General features: G+C 50.3%; 12 protein-coding genes. 3 read left to right on the top strand and 9 right to left on the bottom strand.

Annotated features, from left to right (window positions below; genetic code table 11):
* Positions 1 to 2,493, top strand: a 2,493-nt coding sequence (locus tag L0156_20870) for an ABC transporter permease (protein ID MCI0605444.1), incomplete at its 5' end; no start/stop codon positions are given.
* A gap of 6 nt (positions 2,494 to 2,499) precedes the next feature.
* On the opposite strand, the gene L0156_20875 is transcribed toward L0156_20870, so the two are convergent.
* The 6 genes from L0156_20875 to L0156_20900 all read right to left on the bottom strand — a co-directional run bounded on the left by L0156_20875 (position 2,500) and on the right by L0156_20900 (position 10,448).
* Positions 2,500 to 3,327, bottom strand: coding sequence for an alpha/beta hydrolase (locus L0156_20875; GenBank protein ID MCI0605445.1), 828 nt, complete (start codon positions 3,325 to 3,327; stop codon positions 2,500 to 2,502).
* Positions 3,328 to 3,329: 2 nt separating this feature from the next.
* Positions 3,330 to 4,718, bottom strand: a complete 1,389-nt coding sequence (locus tag L0156_20880) for an NAD(P)/FAD-dependent oxidoreductase (protein ID MCI0605446.1) — start codon at positions 4,716 to 4,718, stop codon at positions 3,330 to 3,332.
* 2 nt (positions 4,719 to 4,720) lie between these two features.
* Entirely contained in the window at positions 4,721 to 6,568 is a 1,848-nt protein-coding gene (locus L0156_20885) for a DUF362 domain-containing protein (GenBank protein MCI0605447.1), read from the bottom strand.
* 261 nt (positions 6,569 to 6,829) lie between these two features.
* The gene (locus tag L0156_20890) at positions 6,830 to 7,414 is read right to left on the bottom strand and encodes a histidine phosphatase family protein (GenBank protein MCI0605448.1); all 585 of its coding nucleotides are present in this window, start codon (positions 7,412 to 7,414) and stop codon (positions 6,830 to 6,832) included.
* Positions 7,414 to 9,222, bottom strand: a complete 1,809-nt coding sequence (locus tag L0156_20895; protein MCI0605449.1) for a glucosyl-3-phosphoglycerate synthase — start codon at positions 9,220 to 9,222, stop codon at positions 7,414 to 7,416. Before L0156_20895 ends, L0156_20890 begins: the two co-directional genes overlap by 1 nt.
* Positions 9,219 to 10,448 (bottom strand): glycosyltransferase, encoded by a 1,230-nt coding sequence (locus tag L0156_20900; protein MCI0605450.1) that lies wholly within the window; start codon positions 10,446 to 10,448, stop codon positions 9,219 to 9,221. The genes L0156_20895 and L0156_20900 overlap by 4 nt, the downstream gene beginning before the upstream one ends.
* 216 nt (positions 10,449 to 10,664) lie before the next feature.
* On the opposite strand from L0156_20900, the gene L0156_20905 reads away from it, so the two are divergent.
* Positions 10,665 to 11,927: a glycosyltransferase family 4 protein gene (locus tag L0156_20905; GenBank protein MCI0605451.1), complete on the top strand. Its 1,263-nt coding sequence runs from the start codon at positions 10,665 to 10,667 to the stop codon at positions 11,925 to 11,927.
* On the opposite strand, the gene L0156_20910 is transcribed toward L0156_20905, so the two are convergent.
* Positions 11,924 to 13,636: a sugar phosphorylase gene (locus tag L0156_20910; GenBank protein ID MCI0605452.1), complete on the bottom strand. Its 1,713-nt coding sequence runs from the start codon at positions 13,634 to 13,636 to the stop codon at positions 11,924 to 11,926. The two genes, L0156_20905 and L0156_20910, sit on opposite strands and share 4 nt — an antisense overlap.
* Before the next feature lie 203 nt (positions 13,637 to 13,839).
* On the opposite strand from L0156_20910, the gene L0156_20915 reads away from it, so the two are divergent.
* On the top strand, positions 13,840 to 14,952 hold the full coding sequence (locus L0156_20915) for a lactonase family protein (GenBank protein ID MCI0605453.1): 1,113 nt from the start codon (positions 13,840 to 13,842) through the stop codon (positions 14,950 to 14,952).
* Here L0156_20915 and L0156_20920 read toward each other — a convergent pair.
* Complete coding sequence (locus tag L0156_20920; protein MCI0605454.1) at positions 14,949 to 15,764, bottom strand: zf-HC2 domain-containing protein; 816 nt, start codon at positions 15,762 to 15,764, stop codon at positions 14,949 to 14,951. The two genes, L0156_20915 and L0156_20920, sit on opposite strands and share 4 nt — an antisense overlap.
* 2 nt (positions 15,765 to 15,766) lie before the next feature.
* Positions 15,767 to 16,237 carry a sigma-70 family RNA polymerase sigma factor gene (locus tag L0156_20925; protein ID MCI0605455.1) on the bottom strand — a complete coding sequence of 157 codons (471 nt, stop codon included), beginning with the start codon at positions 16,235 to 16,237 and terminating at the stop codon, positions 15,767 to 15,769.
* Positions 16,238 to 16,576: the final 339 nt, after the last annotated feature.

Below are 16,576 nucleotides of genomic sequence, written 5' to 3' on the forward strand. Positions count from 1 at the left end.
GCGATCTCATTGTTTTTTTTCTGGATTGCCGAAATCTTCGACACAATCTGGAATGCAGCACAAGTACACTGGGACATATTCCAGCGTGATTTGCGTTTCACGGTACGCACTGTTTCGCGGGCGCCCGGATTTGTGCTGACTGCGATTCTGGTTACAGCTCTAGGCATCGGCGCAAATACAGCGGTCTTTTCAGTCGTCAATCATGTTCTGCTGAAACCACTCCCTTACGCAGATTCGGAACGAATTGTCCGACTTTGGGAACAGAATGTGAATTATGGGTTTAACGAAGTTTCTCCTCCAAATTATCTGGATTGGCAACGACAGAGCACGTCCTTTGAATCGATGGCTACCTATGCTGCAACATCGATGAATCTTGTCGGCGGCGGAATTCCTGAAAGACTGGAAACCACAATGATGACATCGAACTTACTCCCCTTGCTTGGTGTGAAGCCAGTAATCGGACGGGCATTTACAAAAGAAGAAGATCGAATCGGAAGCGCAGGAACATTGCTGATCAGTTATGGCCTTTGGCAATCGAGGTTCGGCGGCGATGTCCGGGCAATCGGGAAGAGTATTCGTTTGAATGATGACGCGTTTACGTTAATCGGTGTCTTACCTCCTGGCTTCTCCTTTCCAGATCGAGATACACAATTGTGGACACCCATGCGTATCACTCCGGAGGATTGGAAGGACCGGCAGAACAATTATTTTAGGGTCGTTGGAAAGTTAAAAAAGGATGTTTCCGTTGATAGTGCGCGTGCGGAAATGGCGATCATCGCACAAAAACTTGAAAAGGAATATCCGCTGGACAATGCAAAGAAAGGAATTGCTGTGCAAACATTGCGGGATGGAGTGCCGCAGCAATCTCGCCTGATGCTTGCAGCGCTGCTGGGTGCTTCGATTTGTGTGCTATTGATTGCATGCACAAATCTGGCTGCTTTGTTTCTGGTTCGCGCGATCGGACGCAGAAGAGAGCTCACGGTGCGCGCAGCGCTGGGAGCCGGAAGGGAACGACTGGTTCGACAGCTTTTGACGGAGTCTCTTGTCTTTGTATTTTTCGGAGCTTTGATCGGCGTGCTGGTTGCGCACGCCGCGGTGCCTATGCTCTCCCGGTTGATCCCCACAACGTTGCCGGTTGGTGAAGCAACCGTAATGGATCTACGAGTACTGATTTTCGCCGCCCTTCTTCTTTGTCTCACGGTGATTGCGTTTGGAGTCGTTCCGGCTTTGCGGATTTGCAACAAGGCGGATGCATCTGCATTGCGCGAAGGGGCGAGGTCGGGAATGGGAGAGAAGAAAGAAAGGCTTCGTTCCGCGCTCGTTATTGCGGAGGTTACGGCTTCCATAATTCTGCTGATCTCGTCTGGCTTGCTGATCCGCGCGCTCTGGAGGATTCAAGCGATCGATCCGGGATTTCGTTCGGATAATGTGCATACCATGCAAACGCCGTTGACATGGCCGAAATATGAAAACACCGCGCAGCGGGTCGATTTTTACACACGCGTACTGTCTGGCGTTCGAGAAATGCCGGACGTAACTCATGCCGCCTATATCACCGGGCTTCCCATGGTAATGCGCGGAATGATCTGGGGAATTTTGCAGGAAGGGGGTATTGAACCGAAGCCTGGCGAATCGCCGGTTGCCAGCGTTCGATTCGTGACTCCTGGATTTTTTGAAACGCTCAGGATTCCGCTGAAGCTCGGCCGCGACATTCATGAATCTGATACCTTTCAATCGCCGTTTGTAGCCGTTGTCAGTGAATCCTTTGCAGAAAAGGTCTGGCCGGGGTCCCGTGAGAATCCTATAGGTCGCCGGTTCTGGGTAGCGGAACGGGACCGGACCATTGTTGGCGTTGTGGGAGATATCCGGGTGCGTGGCCTGGAAAGACGCAGTGAGCCACAACTATATTTGCCGAGTACTCAAGTAGAAGATCGAGCACTCATTGCTTATCCACCCAAAGTGCTCGTTGTGCGTACAAAAGGACGCGAAGAATCGGCGCCTTACGATGCTATTAGAAGCATCATTCAAAAAGTTGATCCAGAAATGCCTATTTCGGATGTGCGCACGTTGCAAGATGTTGTCGATGCCGAAACCACTTCGCGTGTCACTCAAATCCGTGTGATCGGCGCATTCGCTCTGCTTTCCTTGCTACTTGCCGGGATTGGCATCCATGGTTTGCTTGCGTTTGCGGTGTCCCAGCGAATTCCCGAGATCGGGTTGAGAATGGCCCTCGGCGCGCGATCCAACGATATCTTGAAAATGGTGATGAACAAAGGATTGGTGGTTGCGGCAGCAGGAGGTTTGCTCGGAGTGATCCTGGCTTATGCCGCCGCAAAATCAATGGAAGCGCTTCTTGCAGGGATCAAGCCGGGCGATGCCGCAACGTTCCTCACGGCCTGCGCGCTTGCTTTCTTGGTAACACTTACCGGATGTTTGTTTCCCGCACTGCGCGCCATTCGCGTAGATCCGGCCAAAGTGATGCGCATGGATTAGAAGAAATTAACCGCCAAGACGCCAAGGCGCCAAGAAGGTTTTGATCAAGCGCGCGATGTTTTCTGCATCGTGCCAGACCATCCAGTGATGCGCGTTTTCAATGATGTGTAGTGTTGATTGCGGAACAATCTGATTCAATTTTTTTGCGTGGATAACAGGAAAATGCGCATCTTTTTCAGCCCAGAGAATCAATGTCGGACAGCGAATATTCGCATAAAACGCTGGAAGTCCGGGTAGAGTTCCCTGATATCCAGCGCACATTTTGCTGATGTATTTGCGCACTTCCTCTTTTCGAAATGCACTCCACAAATCGAAACGAATTTCGTCACTCAATGAATCCCCGGCGGGTAGAAATGTTTTCAGGGCACGCCAGAAAATCAGCCGCGGCGCGCTGCGCAACAGCCACCGGTTCCACGCAAATTTTCTCAGCAATCGAATTTCCCAGGATGTTGTCTCATCACCGAAGGCAAGACAGTTCATCACAACAAGACGATCGAGCCTTGACGGATACTTTGCCGCAAAGACAAACGCCGGTTGCGCGCCCATGTCCATGGCGACAATCGAAGCTTGCTCCCAATGGAAGGCATTCAGAATGGTTGCAAGACGGTCGGCAAGGTGTTCTGGTGTCGCGCCTCCCGGCCATTGTTCGCTGTATCCCATGCCGGGCCAATCAAACGCGATGACTTCGAACGAGTCGCTTAAGTGTGAAGCCAGCCGGGACCAGATCTGGAGATTGTCCGGATAACCGTGCAGTAAGATCAGCGGTGTCGCGGAACCCGTCCGCGAAATTCGTACTTTTCTTCCCGCAATCGTTTCTAATACTGTAGCAAGCATGATCAGTGAAGATGTTGTTTTACAAGATCGGCTGCCAGAATTCCTGAGATTCCGCAAAAACTGACCCACTGTCCCGGATTCGTGGAACTGCCCGCAAGATAGAGTCCATCCACCCATGGACTTTTGTGCTCAAGTCTGCCGGAGCGGAAGGAAGAAGCGGTCATCACAGGATTCATGCTGTTCTCATACAGAAAAAAATCGGAGCCCCACCTTTCCGGTGTTCGCACATCCAGCAATTTCCAGGTCAAACCGTCCGATTGCCACCATGTTTCGGATAGCAGCTTCTTTATGAACTTTTGAAAATCGTGCTCACTCATCGCTTTTGCATCCTTATATAGTAGCGGTGCTATCAGGCGCGCCGTTTTTCCAGGGCCATTCACAAACAAACGGCAAAGCTCTGAATTTCCAGGCAACAGAAATCGCAGATACGGTGTTCTCTCTTTTTGATCCACAGAAAGATAGAGACAGACTCCAGGCGATTGAAGCGGGAGTTTGCGCAGTCGATTCAGTATCTGTGGAACTGTTTCGTCCAGCAGATTCAAATACGTTGCGAGTCCATTTGTATTGGAGATGACCGCATCGCACGGCAGGAATTCGTCTTCAATTTTGATCCCCTTCACACGGCGATTCTCCGTAATGATTTTCTTTACCTGTTTTTGGAATTGGATTCTTGCGCCGGCATTCAAAACTGCTTTTTCCAGAAACTCCGGAATCGACCGGATTCCGTTTTCCGGAAAGTAGGCTCCGTACTTGTGAATCAAGGCAGGAACGAATGCCATGGGAGAGGGCGCCGTGTGAACTTTTTGTCCTGCGACATGAGTCCAGATGGAAATGGAATTACAAACAGCTTGCGGGAGATCGCTCTGCTTTAAAACAGCACTGAGAGAACGGAACAAGAATGGTGTGTATTTCCATGCGCCGGTTTTTAAAGCGCTAAAAATATCCGGATGACTCTTATAAAGATTTGGTCTAAAGACATCGTGTAGCTTCGTCATCCGCTGAACAAAGAAGCTGTATCTTGCTCCTGCGCCCGGCCACATCTTTTCAAATTGATCCGCAGTTTTTTCAACCGACCGGTAAAATTCCAGAGACACACCATTCAGAAAGTTGACCTGATAAACGGGGTCAACAGCTTTTAAGTTCAGAGCGGAAAGGTCAAGCCCGAGCTTTTCAAATATCCAATTCAGACCGGGATAATCGAGCAGAATATAAGGGCCGGAATCGAATGTGAGACCGCCCTTTTGATGACCGGAGGCGAGTCCTCCAGCAGAATTCCGTGCTTCCAGGATGGTGACATCGTATCCCGCGGAACGCAGCCGAAGAGCAGCAGTGAGTCCCCCCATACCTGCGCCGATAACGATGATATGACGATTCATCTGAAAATGTTTCAAATTTAGCTCAGGCGCAAACCTAAGAAGGCCTGCAGAGTTTTTCGTGCGAGTTTTAATGGAATATGTTCCTTTTGCAAGGGCGGGAATGCCGAAGGGTCCATTTCTGGAACGAAGAGTGAACCGCGGCCACTGCCTATCACGTAAACGGGAAATGCCATAAAGCAAAGCAGCGTGGAAAGCTCATTGTGATAGGGAGATCGCCAGTTGCGAATTGGTTCATCGCACCCGACCACTTCGATTTTCTGCGAATCACCGAACCAGTGGCAGGCAGCCCTCAGAATACTCGACTGATGAGGATCCTTGATGCCCAGATGTCTTGCCGCGACAATATCGACCGCCAGAGCATCGGCGCCGCCATAGAACCGCAACACATTCTTTGGCTGCGGGCATCCCATCACGCCAAGAATTCCATCCGGTACATTCAAATAAGCATCGAGCAACGCAAAGTGTGGAGGAAAATCGCTGATGAGCGTCATCACAGCAGTTTCCCGATGCGCCTGACGTTCGACAAAAATGAATTCTTCGCACCTGCTTCCGATCCCTTCAAGATTTCCCACCGTCAGGAGAGCGAGCTCAATGGGATGGCTTCGCATTTTACCGAACGAGATGCGGAAGTCTGCCTCTTTCCAGGTGCGGGATACAACGGTTTGCCCGAGGCCCCTGATGTAATCATGCGAAGTGTGATCACGGCTTACATCCACAAGGTTGTAGTGCCTGGAGTAGAGCGAAAAATATTCTGCCACTTCTGCAACGGACCGGTTCGCGTAGAATTTGTCGTAAATGTTTGGTGATTCAATGACACTAACTTCTGCGCATCCCTTGCTCTTCAAGAATGCCGCAAGTTCATGAAGAAGGTCCGGATCGGTAAGCGGAGAGAGATCTTTCTTCGCGTAACCCAACATGAAAGTGGGTTTAACCGCCACCCGAAACTGATCGATGCTTTTACCTATTTGACCGGCGCGTTGCTGGACGGATTCAAAGATCTTGCAGTATTCCAGAAAATCGTAAAATTTCGGAACCTTGTCGGCCGCAGTTTTTCCCCGGGAAACAAAGACAGTCCCGCCGCTTCCGAGTGGATTGTTTTTAATAAATGCGGTGCGCCGGCTGCGCGGAAGGAAGAATTCACCCGCTGCTGATAATCTTTCCGCGAGTGAATCGCACGTTTCGGCAGGCGTTAATCTGTCTTCCTCATCGAGAGCATCGGCAAGAACCTGGAAAATTTTTTCATGCCGTGTCTCATCAGCTTCAATCCTCAGGAAGTCAGAATGCAATTCTTTCGGAAAGAACGGACTATTCTCCGTGAGCTCTGCCATACGATGCCAGCAAAGCCATGCCGTTTTTTCAGCATCCACGTTGAATAAGCAAAAGTTGCGGAACGGACCGTAGTCAAGCTGATTTGCAACGCGCCTGGGCACTTTGCCCGTGGCTCTTCCTGCCAGTGTAAACAGACTTGCTGCGAATCGGGAAAAGGGCGCATCGGACCAGCGCGCATGCTGGCAAACGGAAGAGGACCAGCCTCCGATTGCTCCGGCAGCCTGTGTGACCATCGCTTTGCTTTTCATGGGAACGGTTCCGAATTTGAGTATGGCTCCACGAATGTAGATCGCGTGCATCTCTTCATCTTTCCAGGCCCAGAGTAGGGAATGCCTGATCAGCTCCCGCACTTCGTCACTCAGAGGCATTCGGCGCAACCGCTCAGCGATCAAAGATTCACGGTATCCCACGGAAACGATCTCTTCGCGTTCCAGAGCGAGCAAGAATAAATAGGCGAGCTCCCTTTGCGGAGTGTCTCTGTATCTGCGCGATAGCTCGCGGAGCTGATCTTGAAACTCGTTAAACAGGTCGCCCATAACCGGGATTAGGACCCCATCTAAGCAAAGTGGTGCGGGCCTCTCGCCCGCAAAGCTCCGCGGACGGGACGTCCGCGCCACTTTGTTTCTGAAACACTCTCAACGTTGATCTTGCGCCTACAGAAAAAAAATATCAAACGGCTTAAAATTCCGGTTCAAAAAGGTTCATTTTGGTACTATTTCGGTTCATTATGATGCCATTTTGATTTCAAAAAGGTTCAAAATGAACCGTTTTGGTACCATTATGGCACTTAGCCTGAGCTATGGCTTCGACCAATCATTTTTGAAATTCCACTCTGGTGTCTCGATCGGGTTGCTGTTCTCCGGAATCAAGTCCCACACTTCGCGAAGGGATCTGCCCCGGTAACACGCAATCAGAATAGCGAGTGGCAAGCCATGAGATACGATGGCACTGGTTTCATTCGGATGCCGTTCCAAAATGTCTGTGACAGAAGCCATCACCCGAACACGTACCTGTTCCAATGTCTCGCCTCCAGGCGCGCTGACGGTCCGGGGATCCAGTTTCCTCATTTTCAGTAGCTCCGAATATTTTGCTTGAATCTCAGCGAAAAGCATTCCTTCCCAGGAGCCCAGATGAATTTCCCGAAGACGTGGATCCTCCTGTTTGACCAAACCCAAAGCTCTACTCAGGATTTCGGCACTTTCGCTCGCCCTTATCAAGTCGCTGCAATAGATATTTGAGATCATGCTCTCGCGTAGAGTGACAGCGAGTTCCTCAGACTGGCGCCTGCCGCGTTCATTCAACGGGACATCAGACTGTCCCTGGTAGCGTCCTTCCAGATTCCAGTCAGTCTCGCCGTGCCTGATCAGGATGAAACGAGCCATTAGTGATGAATCCTTTGATATTCCGGGAGTTCAATCATTGGAGGCCGGACTCTTTCAGCGATCTTCTCTACATCAAGGAAGTATCTCGGGCGTTCGTAACGAATCAGTTTCATGCTTTTATTGATATCTTCCAGCAAACTATGCCCAAGTCGTTTTTCAAGCTTGCTGATTACGGTTTGAATAATAGCGAACGACATTTTGCTGAGAGGCTCCAGGGACTGGTTTCGATGAATTCGTTCCACGAGGTCTACCTGAGCGATGGCATCCAGGCCGGCCTTCTCAAAGGCATCAATAAGCAGGCCCACTTCAACACCATATCCGGAGTAGAAAGTTAGACGTTCCAGCAATGATCGACGGCCGGCATACTCGCCTGACAGCGGCTGGATAATGCCGGAAAGCTCCGGATAAAAAAGGTTCAACAGTGGCCGTGCCGTGAGTTCTGTGACACGCCCTCCGCCACCTGCCTGGATCTTTTCACTAACCCGAAGAGGCCGGCGGTAAAATCCTTTAACAAACTGTATTCGTGGAGAATGAAGCAGCACTCCAAGCAACCCGTACACAAAACGCGGGTGGATATTCGTAATGTCAGTATCGATCCAGACGATGAGATCACCGCGCGTAACGTAAAGACTTTTCCAAAGCGCCTCTCCTTTGCCTGAACGCGCTTCGTACTGCGGTAATATCTCCTGATGGACGAATATTGGAATTTCACATGCCTCTGAAATCTCTCGTGTACGATCGGTGGACTGAGAATCGATCAGAACGATTTCATCCACAAGCGGGATACGTTCCATCAATGCGCGCTTGATCGTCCGGATTACTTGCCCGACCGTGGCCTGTTCATTCAAAGTCGGCATGGCAACGCTGATGGTGAGCCGTTGTTCTTTTTTCAGCGAAAGCAACCTTTCAAGATTCTTAAACTCATTCGCATGAAACGTATTTTCTGCAAACCATTTATCCACCAGAACTGAGATAGCTGTTGGACTCGGATCCTGAATTGACGTTTCGTCAAGGCGTTGCGACTTCACTGCAATCACGGGGACAGAACTCTTGCGGAAAACCTCCTCGGCCACCGGTCCCAGAGAAGCATAAGATTCTTTCGGACGGACCGTGGAACCCATTACAATCAAGTCCGAATGAACTGATTCCTGAAGAATTGTTCCTGCAGGATCGGAGGTCGTGATTTGCCTGCGATCGACCGGGAGTCGCGCGAGCACGCGAGCCAGGCCTAGAAAGGCAGCATCCCTCTGGTCATTTCTGACAAAATCGACAGGCAAGAGGTGAAGTGACGTCATGCGGGCGTTCGAGGCACGAGAAATGGCCAGTGAAACGCGAAGAGCCAACTCCGCGTAAGGTCCTCCGCGCGCGGGGACAAGAAGATGTGAAGGAGACCCGGGTAACGGACCGCGTACCAGCGCTGTATCGCATGGAGGGTGGGTTAACACCGTCTCGACGGAAACACCGAGCGCCTTCAAACCCCGAGGCCAATCCAGTAAGAGAAGATCCGGATTCTCCTGCTCAATCATGTCAACAAGTTCTCTCCACGGATCATACGAGACATGAATTGGAGATATGCTTTGAAATCGTTCGCGCTCGCTCAGAGCACGAAAGCTTTGTCGAATCTGTCGTGCCGTCTGTGAGGCCGTGCTCAAGGATTTACTCTTTTGGACTCTCACCAACCCTACCAGAAGTATCTTGCCTTCTCCAATCATCAAGCGTGCCGCATTCAAGGCAGCTGTTGGATCGCAGCCATGAATCACGGGAACAAGAATCTTGGAAAACGGTGTGAAACGTCTGGATCTTTTCATCTATTTTCACCCGTTTCAAGAAGCAACGGCTCGATTGTTTCTTTGTACACGCAATTCCAATCATACCTTCGCAAATTCGTGCGTAGATGAAAAACACTGCTTGTCTCCAGGTGTTTCGCTATCCTGGATGCCAGGTGTTTTGGATCTGATTCAGGTGAAAAGTACTGGGCCTCGTTTCCGGCCAGTTCGCGAAGCGGATCGATACCGGAACAGAAAACCGGGACATTCGCCTGACTTGCTTCGATGACCGGTAAGCCAAAACCTTCTTCAAAACTCGGAAGCAACAAGAGATCGGACATGCGCAAAAGTCCGTAAACCACATCTTCCGGAAGATAGCTCTTTTCGGCATCGGCCAAAAAATGCACGCACGTGGTCAACGAAAGCTCTTCCGTCAAATTCTTTAAACGTTTGAAGTACTCAATATTTGTGATGTTGTGTGGGCCAACCGGACCTGTGATCACCAGCTTCACGCGCGGAAAGTTTTTCCGTAGTTCCGCAAGAGTACGAATTGCAAGCTCAATGTTTTTCCGCCGGGTAATCCGTACAGGCAGGAGGATAAACGGAGAAGCAGTGAGCAACTCCAGACGAGCTGCCAGCTCTATTGTCTGAGTGTTCAACGCCAGCACCTGAGCGACCGAAACGCCGTTTGGAATGACTTGAATCTGATCAGGCCGCTTTCCCAGCAGATCTGCAAGCTCTATGCGCCGGAATTCCGAAACGGCAACGTGAGTCGTGGCTGGCCAGTCTTGCCGGATCAGATCCCACGGATAGCCGTTGTGAAGCTCATCCCTGTAGCGCGGAGTAGTCCAGGCAAGATCATGATGCCAGAGAATCAAAGCCGGACGCTGAGCTCTCTCTGTGCGTTCTCGAAGAGCAGCAGTTAGAGCCAGATTCTTGTGCAGTGAACAAACGTTATGAGCAATCAGCAGATCCAGCTCGCTGAGCAAGGGATTGAGATTTGAAGCAATTTCCGCAACAAGTGAATCGAATTTCGCAGATACCATACCCTGGTCGAGCTCGCTCTTTACAGCAAGAACGTTGGCCTGCACCGAATCAACAAGAGGGATTTGATGGAATTCAATTCGTGGATCAAACTGGGCGCCCCGGCCTGCAATCGCACATACGTTGTGACCCGCCTCCATCATCAGAACTGCGTGTTTCGCCAATATTGTCTCCACTCCTCCCACCACGGGCGGCACTGAGTAGTGAAGCAATCCGATGTTCATAACTCCATCCTAAACAAACTTAACACACAGTGCCAGACGCCTGAAGCTGTGAAAAAATCAGAATGGAGCGTGGGCTTGCAGCCCGCAAAACTTTGTAGTTTCGATGAGCCTGGCGGGCAGAGATGCCCGCGCTGCTCTAAGAACGGATGCCGGCATATAATCAATTCTGATGAATCAACCTCAAGATCACTCATTTAGAATCAGAGGGAGGGTCTGATGGCCACTCGTTCATGCCGGATTGGAATCGTATCAACACGTTTGGCAGGCACCGATGGTGTCTCACTTGAAGTCGTCAAGTGGGTGAATGTTCTCCAGCGAATGGGACACACCTGTTTTTTCTTTGCCGGTGAATGTCAATGGCCTGCTGACCGTTCGTATGTAGTGCCGGAAGCGCATTTCGATTTTCCCGAGGTTCTGGAACTTACGTCCGACCTGTTTGATGACCACAAACGCGATCCGGAGACTTCTAAAAAAGTAGATCGATTAAAAAACTATTTGAAAGCGCACCTGCATAAGTTTGTGCAGGATTTTGAAATTCGATTGATGATCGTTGAAAATGCGCTGTCGATCCCCATGAACGTTCCTTTAGGTCTTGCTCTCACGGAAATGATTGCAGAAACCGGGATGCTTACTCTGGGGCACCACCATGACTTTTTCTGGGAACGATCGCGATTTGCTGTAGCAGCGGCCGATGACTATTTGCGGGCAGCTTTTCCACCAACGCTGCATTCTATTCGTCATTCTGTGATTAACTCATTTGCCCAGCGACAACTGGCTCTGCGGACCGGCGCAAGTTCGCTTCTCATTCCCAATGTGATGGATTTCGATTCGCCACCTCCTGAATCGGACGGCTATGCGGACGATCTACGCGCAACTCTTGGAATTTCGCCGGATGAGTATTTTCTCTTACAACCCACCCGGGTGGTTCCACGCAAGCGTATCGAACGGGCTATTGAGCTTGCCGGTCGCTTGAATCGGCCATGCACGCTTGTAATCTCGCATGCATCCGGGGACGAGGGCTCACGTTATATGAATTATCTGCGTGAATACATCGATCTCATGAAAGTGCGCGTCGTGTTTGCGCAAGAAAGATTCAGCGGCATACGGGGAAGGAACGCGGACGGTTCAAAAGTATACTCACTTGCCGATGCACATTTCCCTGCCGACTTGATTACCTATCCCTCCTCCATTGAAGGATTCGGTAATGGATTTCTGGAGGCCATCTATTACCGCAAGCCGATTCTTATGAGCGCCTACGAGATCTATCGTGTTGATATTCGACCTAAAGGATTTCGCGTCATCGAGTTTGAGGATTACATTACCGGAAACATTGTAAGCAAGGTGCGTGAAGTGCTCGAAAATCACGGACTGGTTCGGGAAATGACCGACCACAATTATGTCGCCGCGCGTCGCTACTATTCCTACACGAACCTGGAGACTCTATTGGCGGCACAAATCAATTTGATGCTGGGGGATTAAGAAAGTTGGATCCACATTCCTTCATAAGGAGACAGTTGTATGCTGCCTGCGGAGATTCGTCGTGTTGGCTTAAAAAGGTTGATGCCGCGAGCAGACTGGGGAAGGAGCACGTTTTGAGAAACAGGAGTTATATTTTGTAGACAGAGAATTCTTTCACCTGACTGGGGTGAGGAACGAATCAGGGAAAAAACCGAATCCCCGCATTCCAGGACTTCCTGTTTTCCGTATGGATCGAACGCCGGATGCTGCGAGCGAACCTGAAGGAGCGCACGGAGTCGCGTGAACACTTTGTGGCGCAAAGATTTGCTATCAGCCAGGTCTTGCTCAACCTTCTGACGAATCAGTTTCTGCCGATTGATCGTCCTGTTTCTGCCGGTTTCGACCGGTCCTTCAACCCAGCTTCTGGAGCCGAAGAGACTATGAAAATAAATGGCCGGCACTCCGATCAGTGAAAGCAGTATGGTGTGGGCCGCCGAAAAGCGGTCGGCCTGAAGATTCAAGTCTTCCGCGGTATGAGGGTCGGAGAGTGCATCGAAATAGTTGATGTTCAGTTCATAGGGGATGTCGGTTCCATCCGGCTTTCGCTTGTAGGAAACAAGCCCTCCGTGCCGCATGCACCGCTTCACAACAGCATCAATCTCGGTTTCGGTAAGAATGCCTCGCACGGGATTGATGCCGATTCCATCGTGCGATGCAAGGAAATTGAAAAAAGTAGTTCTGTTGGACGGAAGCTTCAATGACGCGGCCCAGTGTGTTAGAGCGCGTGAATTGCGCGTTTGGATCGTATGAAGCAAAAGAGGAGGCAAGGCGAAGTTGTAAACCATTTGCGCTTCATCTGTTCCATCACCGAAGTAGGAAATATTTTCAGCGTGCGGAACATTGGTTTCCGTTATCAACTGAACGTCAGGAGCGGCCTGGTCAAGTACAGCCCGAAACAGTTTAATGATGGCATGCGTCTGCGGTAAATGGATACAGGAGGTTCCTATCTCTTTCCAGAGATAGGCAACTGCATCCAGACGAAGAAAACCGGCTCCGCGAGAAATATAGAACAATAGCAGATCCAGTATCTCCAGAAGCACATCAATGTGGCGAAAGTTCAAGTCGATTTGATCTTCACTAAAAGTGGTCCAGAGCCGCCTGGAGGCAGTGGAGACTTGAATTTCCGTCAGAAGGGGAAGTGTTCTAGGTCGCACCACGTGTGAGAGATCGGGTGTCCCTTCCACAACGACGAAATAATTCCTGTACCGGGGATCATCCTGCAGAAAACTCTGAAACCATTTATGCCGGACTGAAACATGGTTCAATACAGCGTCAAACATGAGCCTGAAATTGGACCCCATTTGCGCTACATCTTTCCAGCTTCCCAACATCGGATCTACATTGCGGTAATCAATGACTGAGAAACCGTCATCAGATGAATAAGGAAAGAAAGGCAGGATATGAACCGCGGTAATGATGTTTGCGAGATAATTTTTGCAAAAGTCTGCCAGACACCGGAGAGGAGTGGTACCTGGTTCTTGCACCTGATCTCCATAGGTAATCAAAAAAGCGTCCGCGTGCGAAATGCCGCTACCACCTGTTTGAGTAACAGTTTTTCTTTGCAGGCGGAACTGATCGATTAGAGCGTTGATCCGATCATGAGCAAGTTTCGCATCCTGTTTTCCGTACAGGGAAGTCAGAAGTTCAAAAGTCCTTTTTGCATCATCCATATCATTCTGAGGTTTACTAAATATTCTCTAAACTACGTTTCGGAAATGGAATAGGCAAACTTCCAGCTAACATTTCCTATCATCGCGTAAACAACTCCTGCGCGGAACCTGTAAGCTCGAGGGAACTATTCCGGCCTCCTGATTGTTTAGGTGAGATGACTTTGCAAGAAGTCTCAATCCAAATAAATCAAGGAGTGAACCGAATGAAATTGAAAAGACTTTTCTTCTTCTTATTGCCGGCATTGTTTCTCAGCACGTCTCTACTTTTCGGGGAATCAAAAGTAGCAGGCGCCGTTTACACGATGAATAACTCTGCCGGAGGGAATAGCGTTCTCGTCTTTGATCGAAACGCTGATGGTTCGATCCAGCCGGCTGGATCCTTTTCGACCGGAGGGCTAGGAACGGGTACTGGTTTGGGTAATCAGGGCGCTGTGGTTCTGAGCGAAGACGAGCGTTGGCTATTGGTTGTAAATCCTGGAAGCGATGAAATTTCCGCATTCCGGGTGTCAAGAGCCGGGCTTGAGCTTCGCGACACAGTCCCGTCCGGTGGACAACGTCCGATCAGTATCACGATTCACGACAAGCTGATCTATGTTCTGAATGCAGGCGGCGGCACAGGTGGGACAGACAACATTAGCGGTTTTATAATTGGAACAGACGGAAATCTCACCGCGATTCCAGGATCCACGAAACCGCTGAGCGGTGCTTCCACTGGTCCGGCACAGATTGAATTCAGTCCGGACGGCCAGCTTTTGGTTGTGACGGAGAAAGCCACCAATATCATCGACACCTATGTGGTTGGACCCGATGGACTGCCGGGCAATCCCGACTCGCAGGCTTCGGAGGGGCAGACGCCGTTCGGATTTGCGTTCGGAAAACGCAATCAGCTTTTTGTGTCGGAAGCATTTGGAGGTGCCGCGGATGCCAGCGCAGTTTCCTCTTACGCCTACCAAGCGAACGGTGATTTGCAAACGATCAGCCCGTCCGTTGCCACAAATGAAACAGCGGCTTGCTGGGTTGTAGTTACAAACGACGGCAGATTCGCGTATGTGACGAATACCGGAAGCGCCACGATTTCCGGTTATGAAATTGGTTTCGATGGAACCATCAGTCTGCTCGATTCGGATGGAATTACCGCGACAACCGGAGCAGCTCCGATTGACATGGCGTTAAGTAACAATTCTCGCTTCCTGTACACATTAGATTCGGGAGCTGGAAACATCAGCGGTTTTCGAATCAATTCAGATGGCTCTTTAGTCTCCATTGGCGGAATTGCGGGACTACCTGCAGGCACCAACGGGCTTGCAGCGCGCTAAAAAGAATCAGTCAACTCAGGGGCGCCACCGTGCGCCCCTGCTGTTTTCGCAGCAGGAAGCATCGCTTTGGCAAACGCCAGTGCGATTACCTCATCCGCCGAAATATCGGAAGCAAGCACGCAAAAAACATCCCCTTCCGGCCAGAATACTGTGGTGATGCCGTTCCTTGTGTAAACATAAAATGGAATCCCGTTGTGTTTATGCAGGGCAGCATTCTTTGGAAGATCGGTCTCTGTCCCCAAGTACATCTGGCACAATAAAAGCTTGTTTCCCTCACTTCTATAGACGAAAAGCGCGCTGCTGCGACCGGCGAGGTGATGCACTCGCCCGCCAACCAGATCGTATTTCATCATTGCAAGATCAAAAACGCGGGTCGGGAATTGAATGCCGTTGGCGGTGAAGTAAGCTTCCATCTTCCCCTCATCATCAGTTTGAAATTCAAGCGCCAAACCGCCGGATCGAAATGCTTGAAAATCCTTTGCAACCTCAGAAGCAAAATCTGGCCTGATAAAGACGTATAAAGCGCCAATAATGATCAAGATAACGACTGCAGCATAAGACAGGATTCTTCTGGTTCGGGATTTACGATCTTCTTTTTTGAGGAGCTGATACATTTTTTCGCGCAATTCGTGAGGGACGTCCGGTGGACGGAGGCCGGTCAGCCGCTGTATACTCCAGCGAAGTTCTTCAAACTCTTGCCGGCAGCGGGAGCAACCGGTCAAATGCTGCTCGATTACAGCCCGCTGCTGGCTGCTGATCTGGCCGCTCAAGAGATCCTGGAGTTCATCGCTGTAGTGGCGTTTTTCATCCATACTCATGATTTTTTTTCGTACCCCATTTTCTGCGCATACTCTTTGAGACTGACATAAAGCATTTTACGCGCGCGGAACAACCGGGACCGGATTGTTCCCACCGGACAGTCCAGAATCCGGGCCGCTTCCTCGTAAGTAAATCCTTCTACGTCCACCAAAATCACGAGGATTCGAAAAATGTCCGGCAGTTCAGTCAACGCGTTCTCGATCTCCCGGTCGCCCAAATCCGGTTCTGAGAGAGCAGGAGCCGCCAAAATGTATTCGGTGTATTTTTGCTCAATCTCTTCCGGATCGATCGAAACGGCTTCGCGTTGTTTTTTTCGGTACTGATTCACAAAGATCGAATACATAATTGTAAACAACCAGGACTTGCAATTGGTTCCCTCTGTGAAGGTGGAGAACCTCTGATACGCTCGTAGAACGGTGTCCTGAACCAGGTCGTTTGAGTCTGGTGGGTTTCTTGTTAATCGCATCGCTAGATGGTATAGAGCGGGCAGAAATGGTAATGCGGTTTTCTCGAAGAGTTCTCGTTTACCATCCATGAAGAGAATATACGAAGACCTAACCGTTTGTTGCCATATCCGTTCCCGATCTTTCCAGACGTCCTGTTTGCCGGAGCCTTCCTATAGAGGCAGAATTCAATGGGAATCGAAAGCGTGACCCCAGGAAGGCTACAATGTATTGTTACGAAGGGGCAGTCGATTCCAGCCTGCTAAGTGTCCCTTCCCATAAATATGATGACATATGGCGCGAGCGCCGGGCAGGCAGATGCGAGGCGCCGCGACGCAGTCGATGCCCCAGTGCATCGTCGA

The sequence above is a fragment of the bacterium genome (assembly GCA_022616075.1).
Lineage (GTDB): Bacteria > Acidobacteriota > HRBIN11 > JAKEFK01 > JAKEFK01 > JAKEFK01.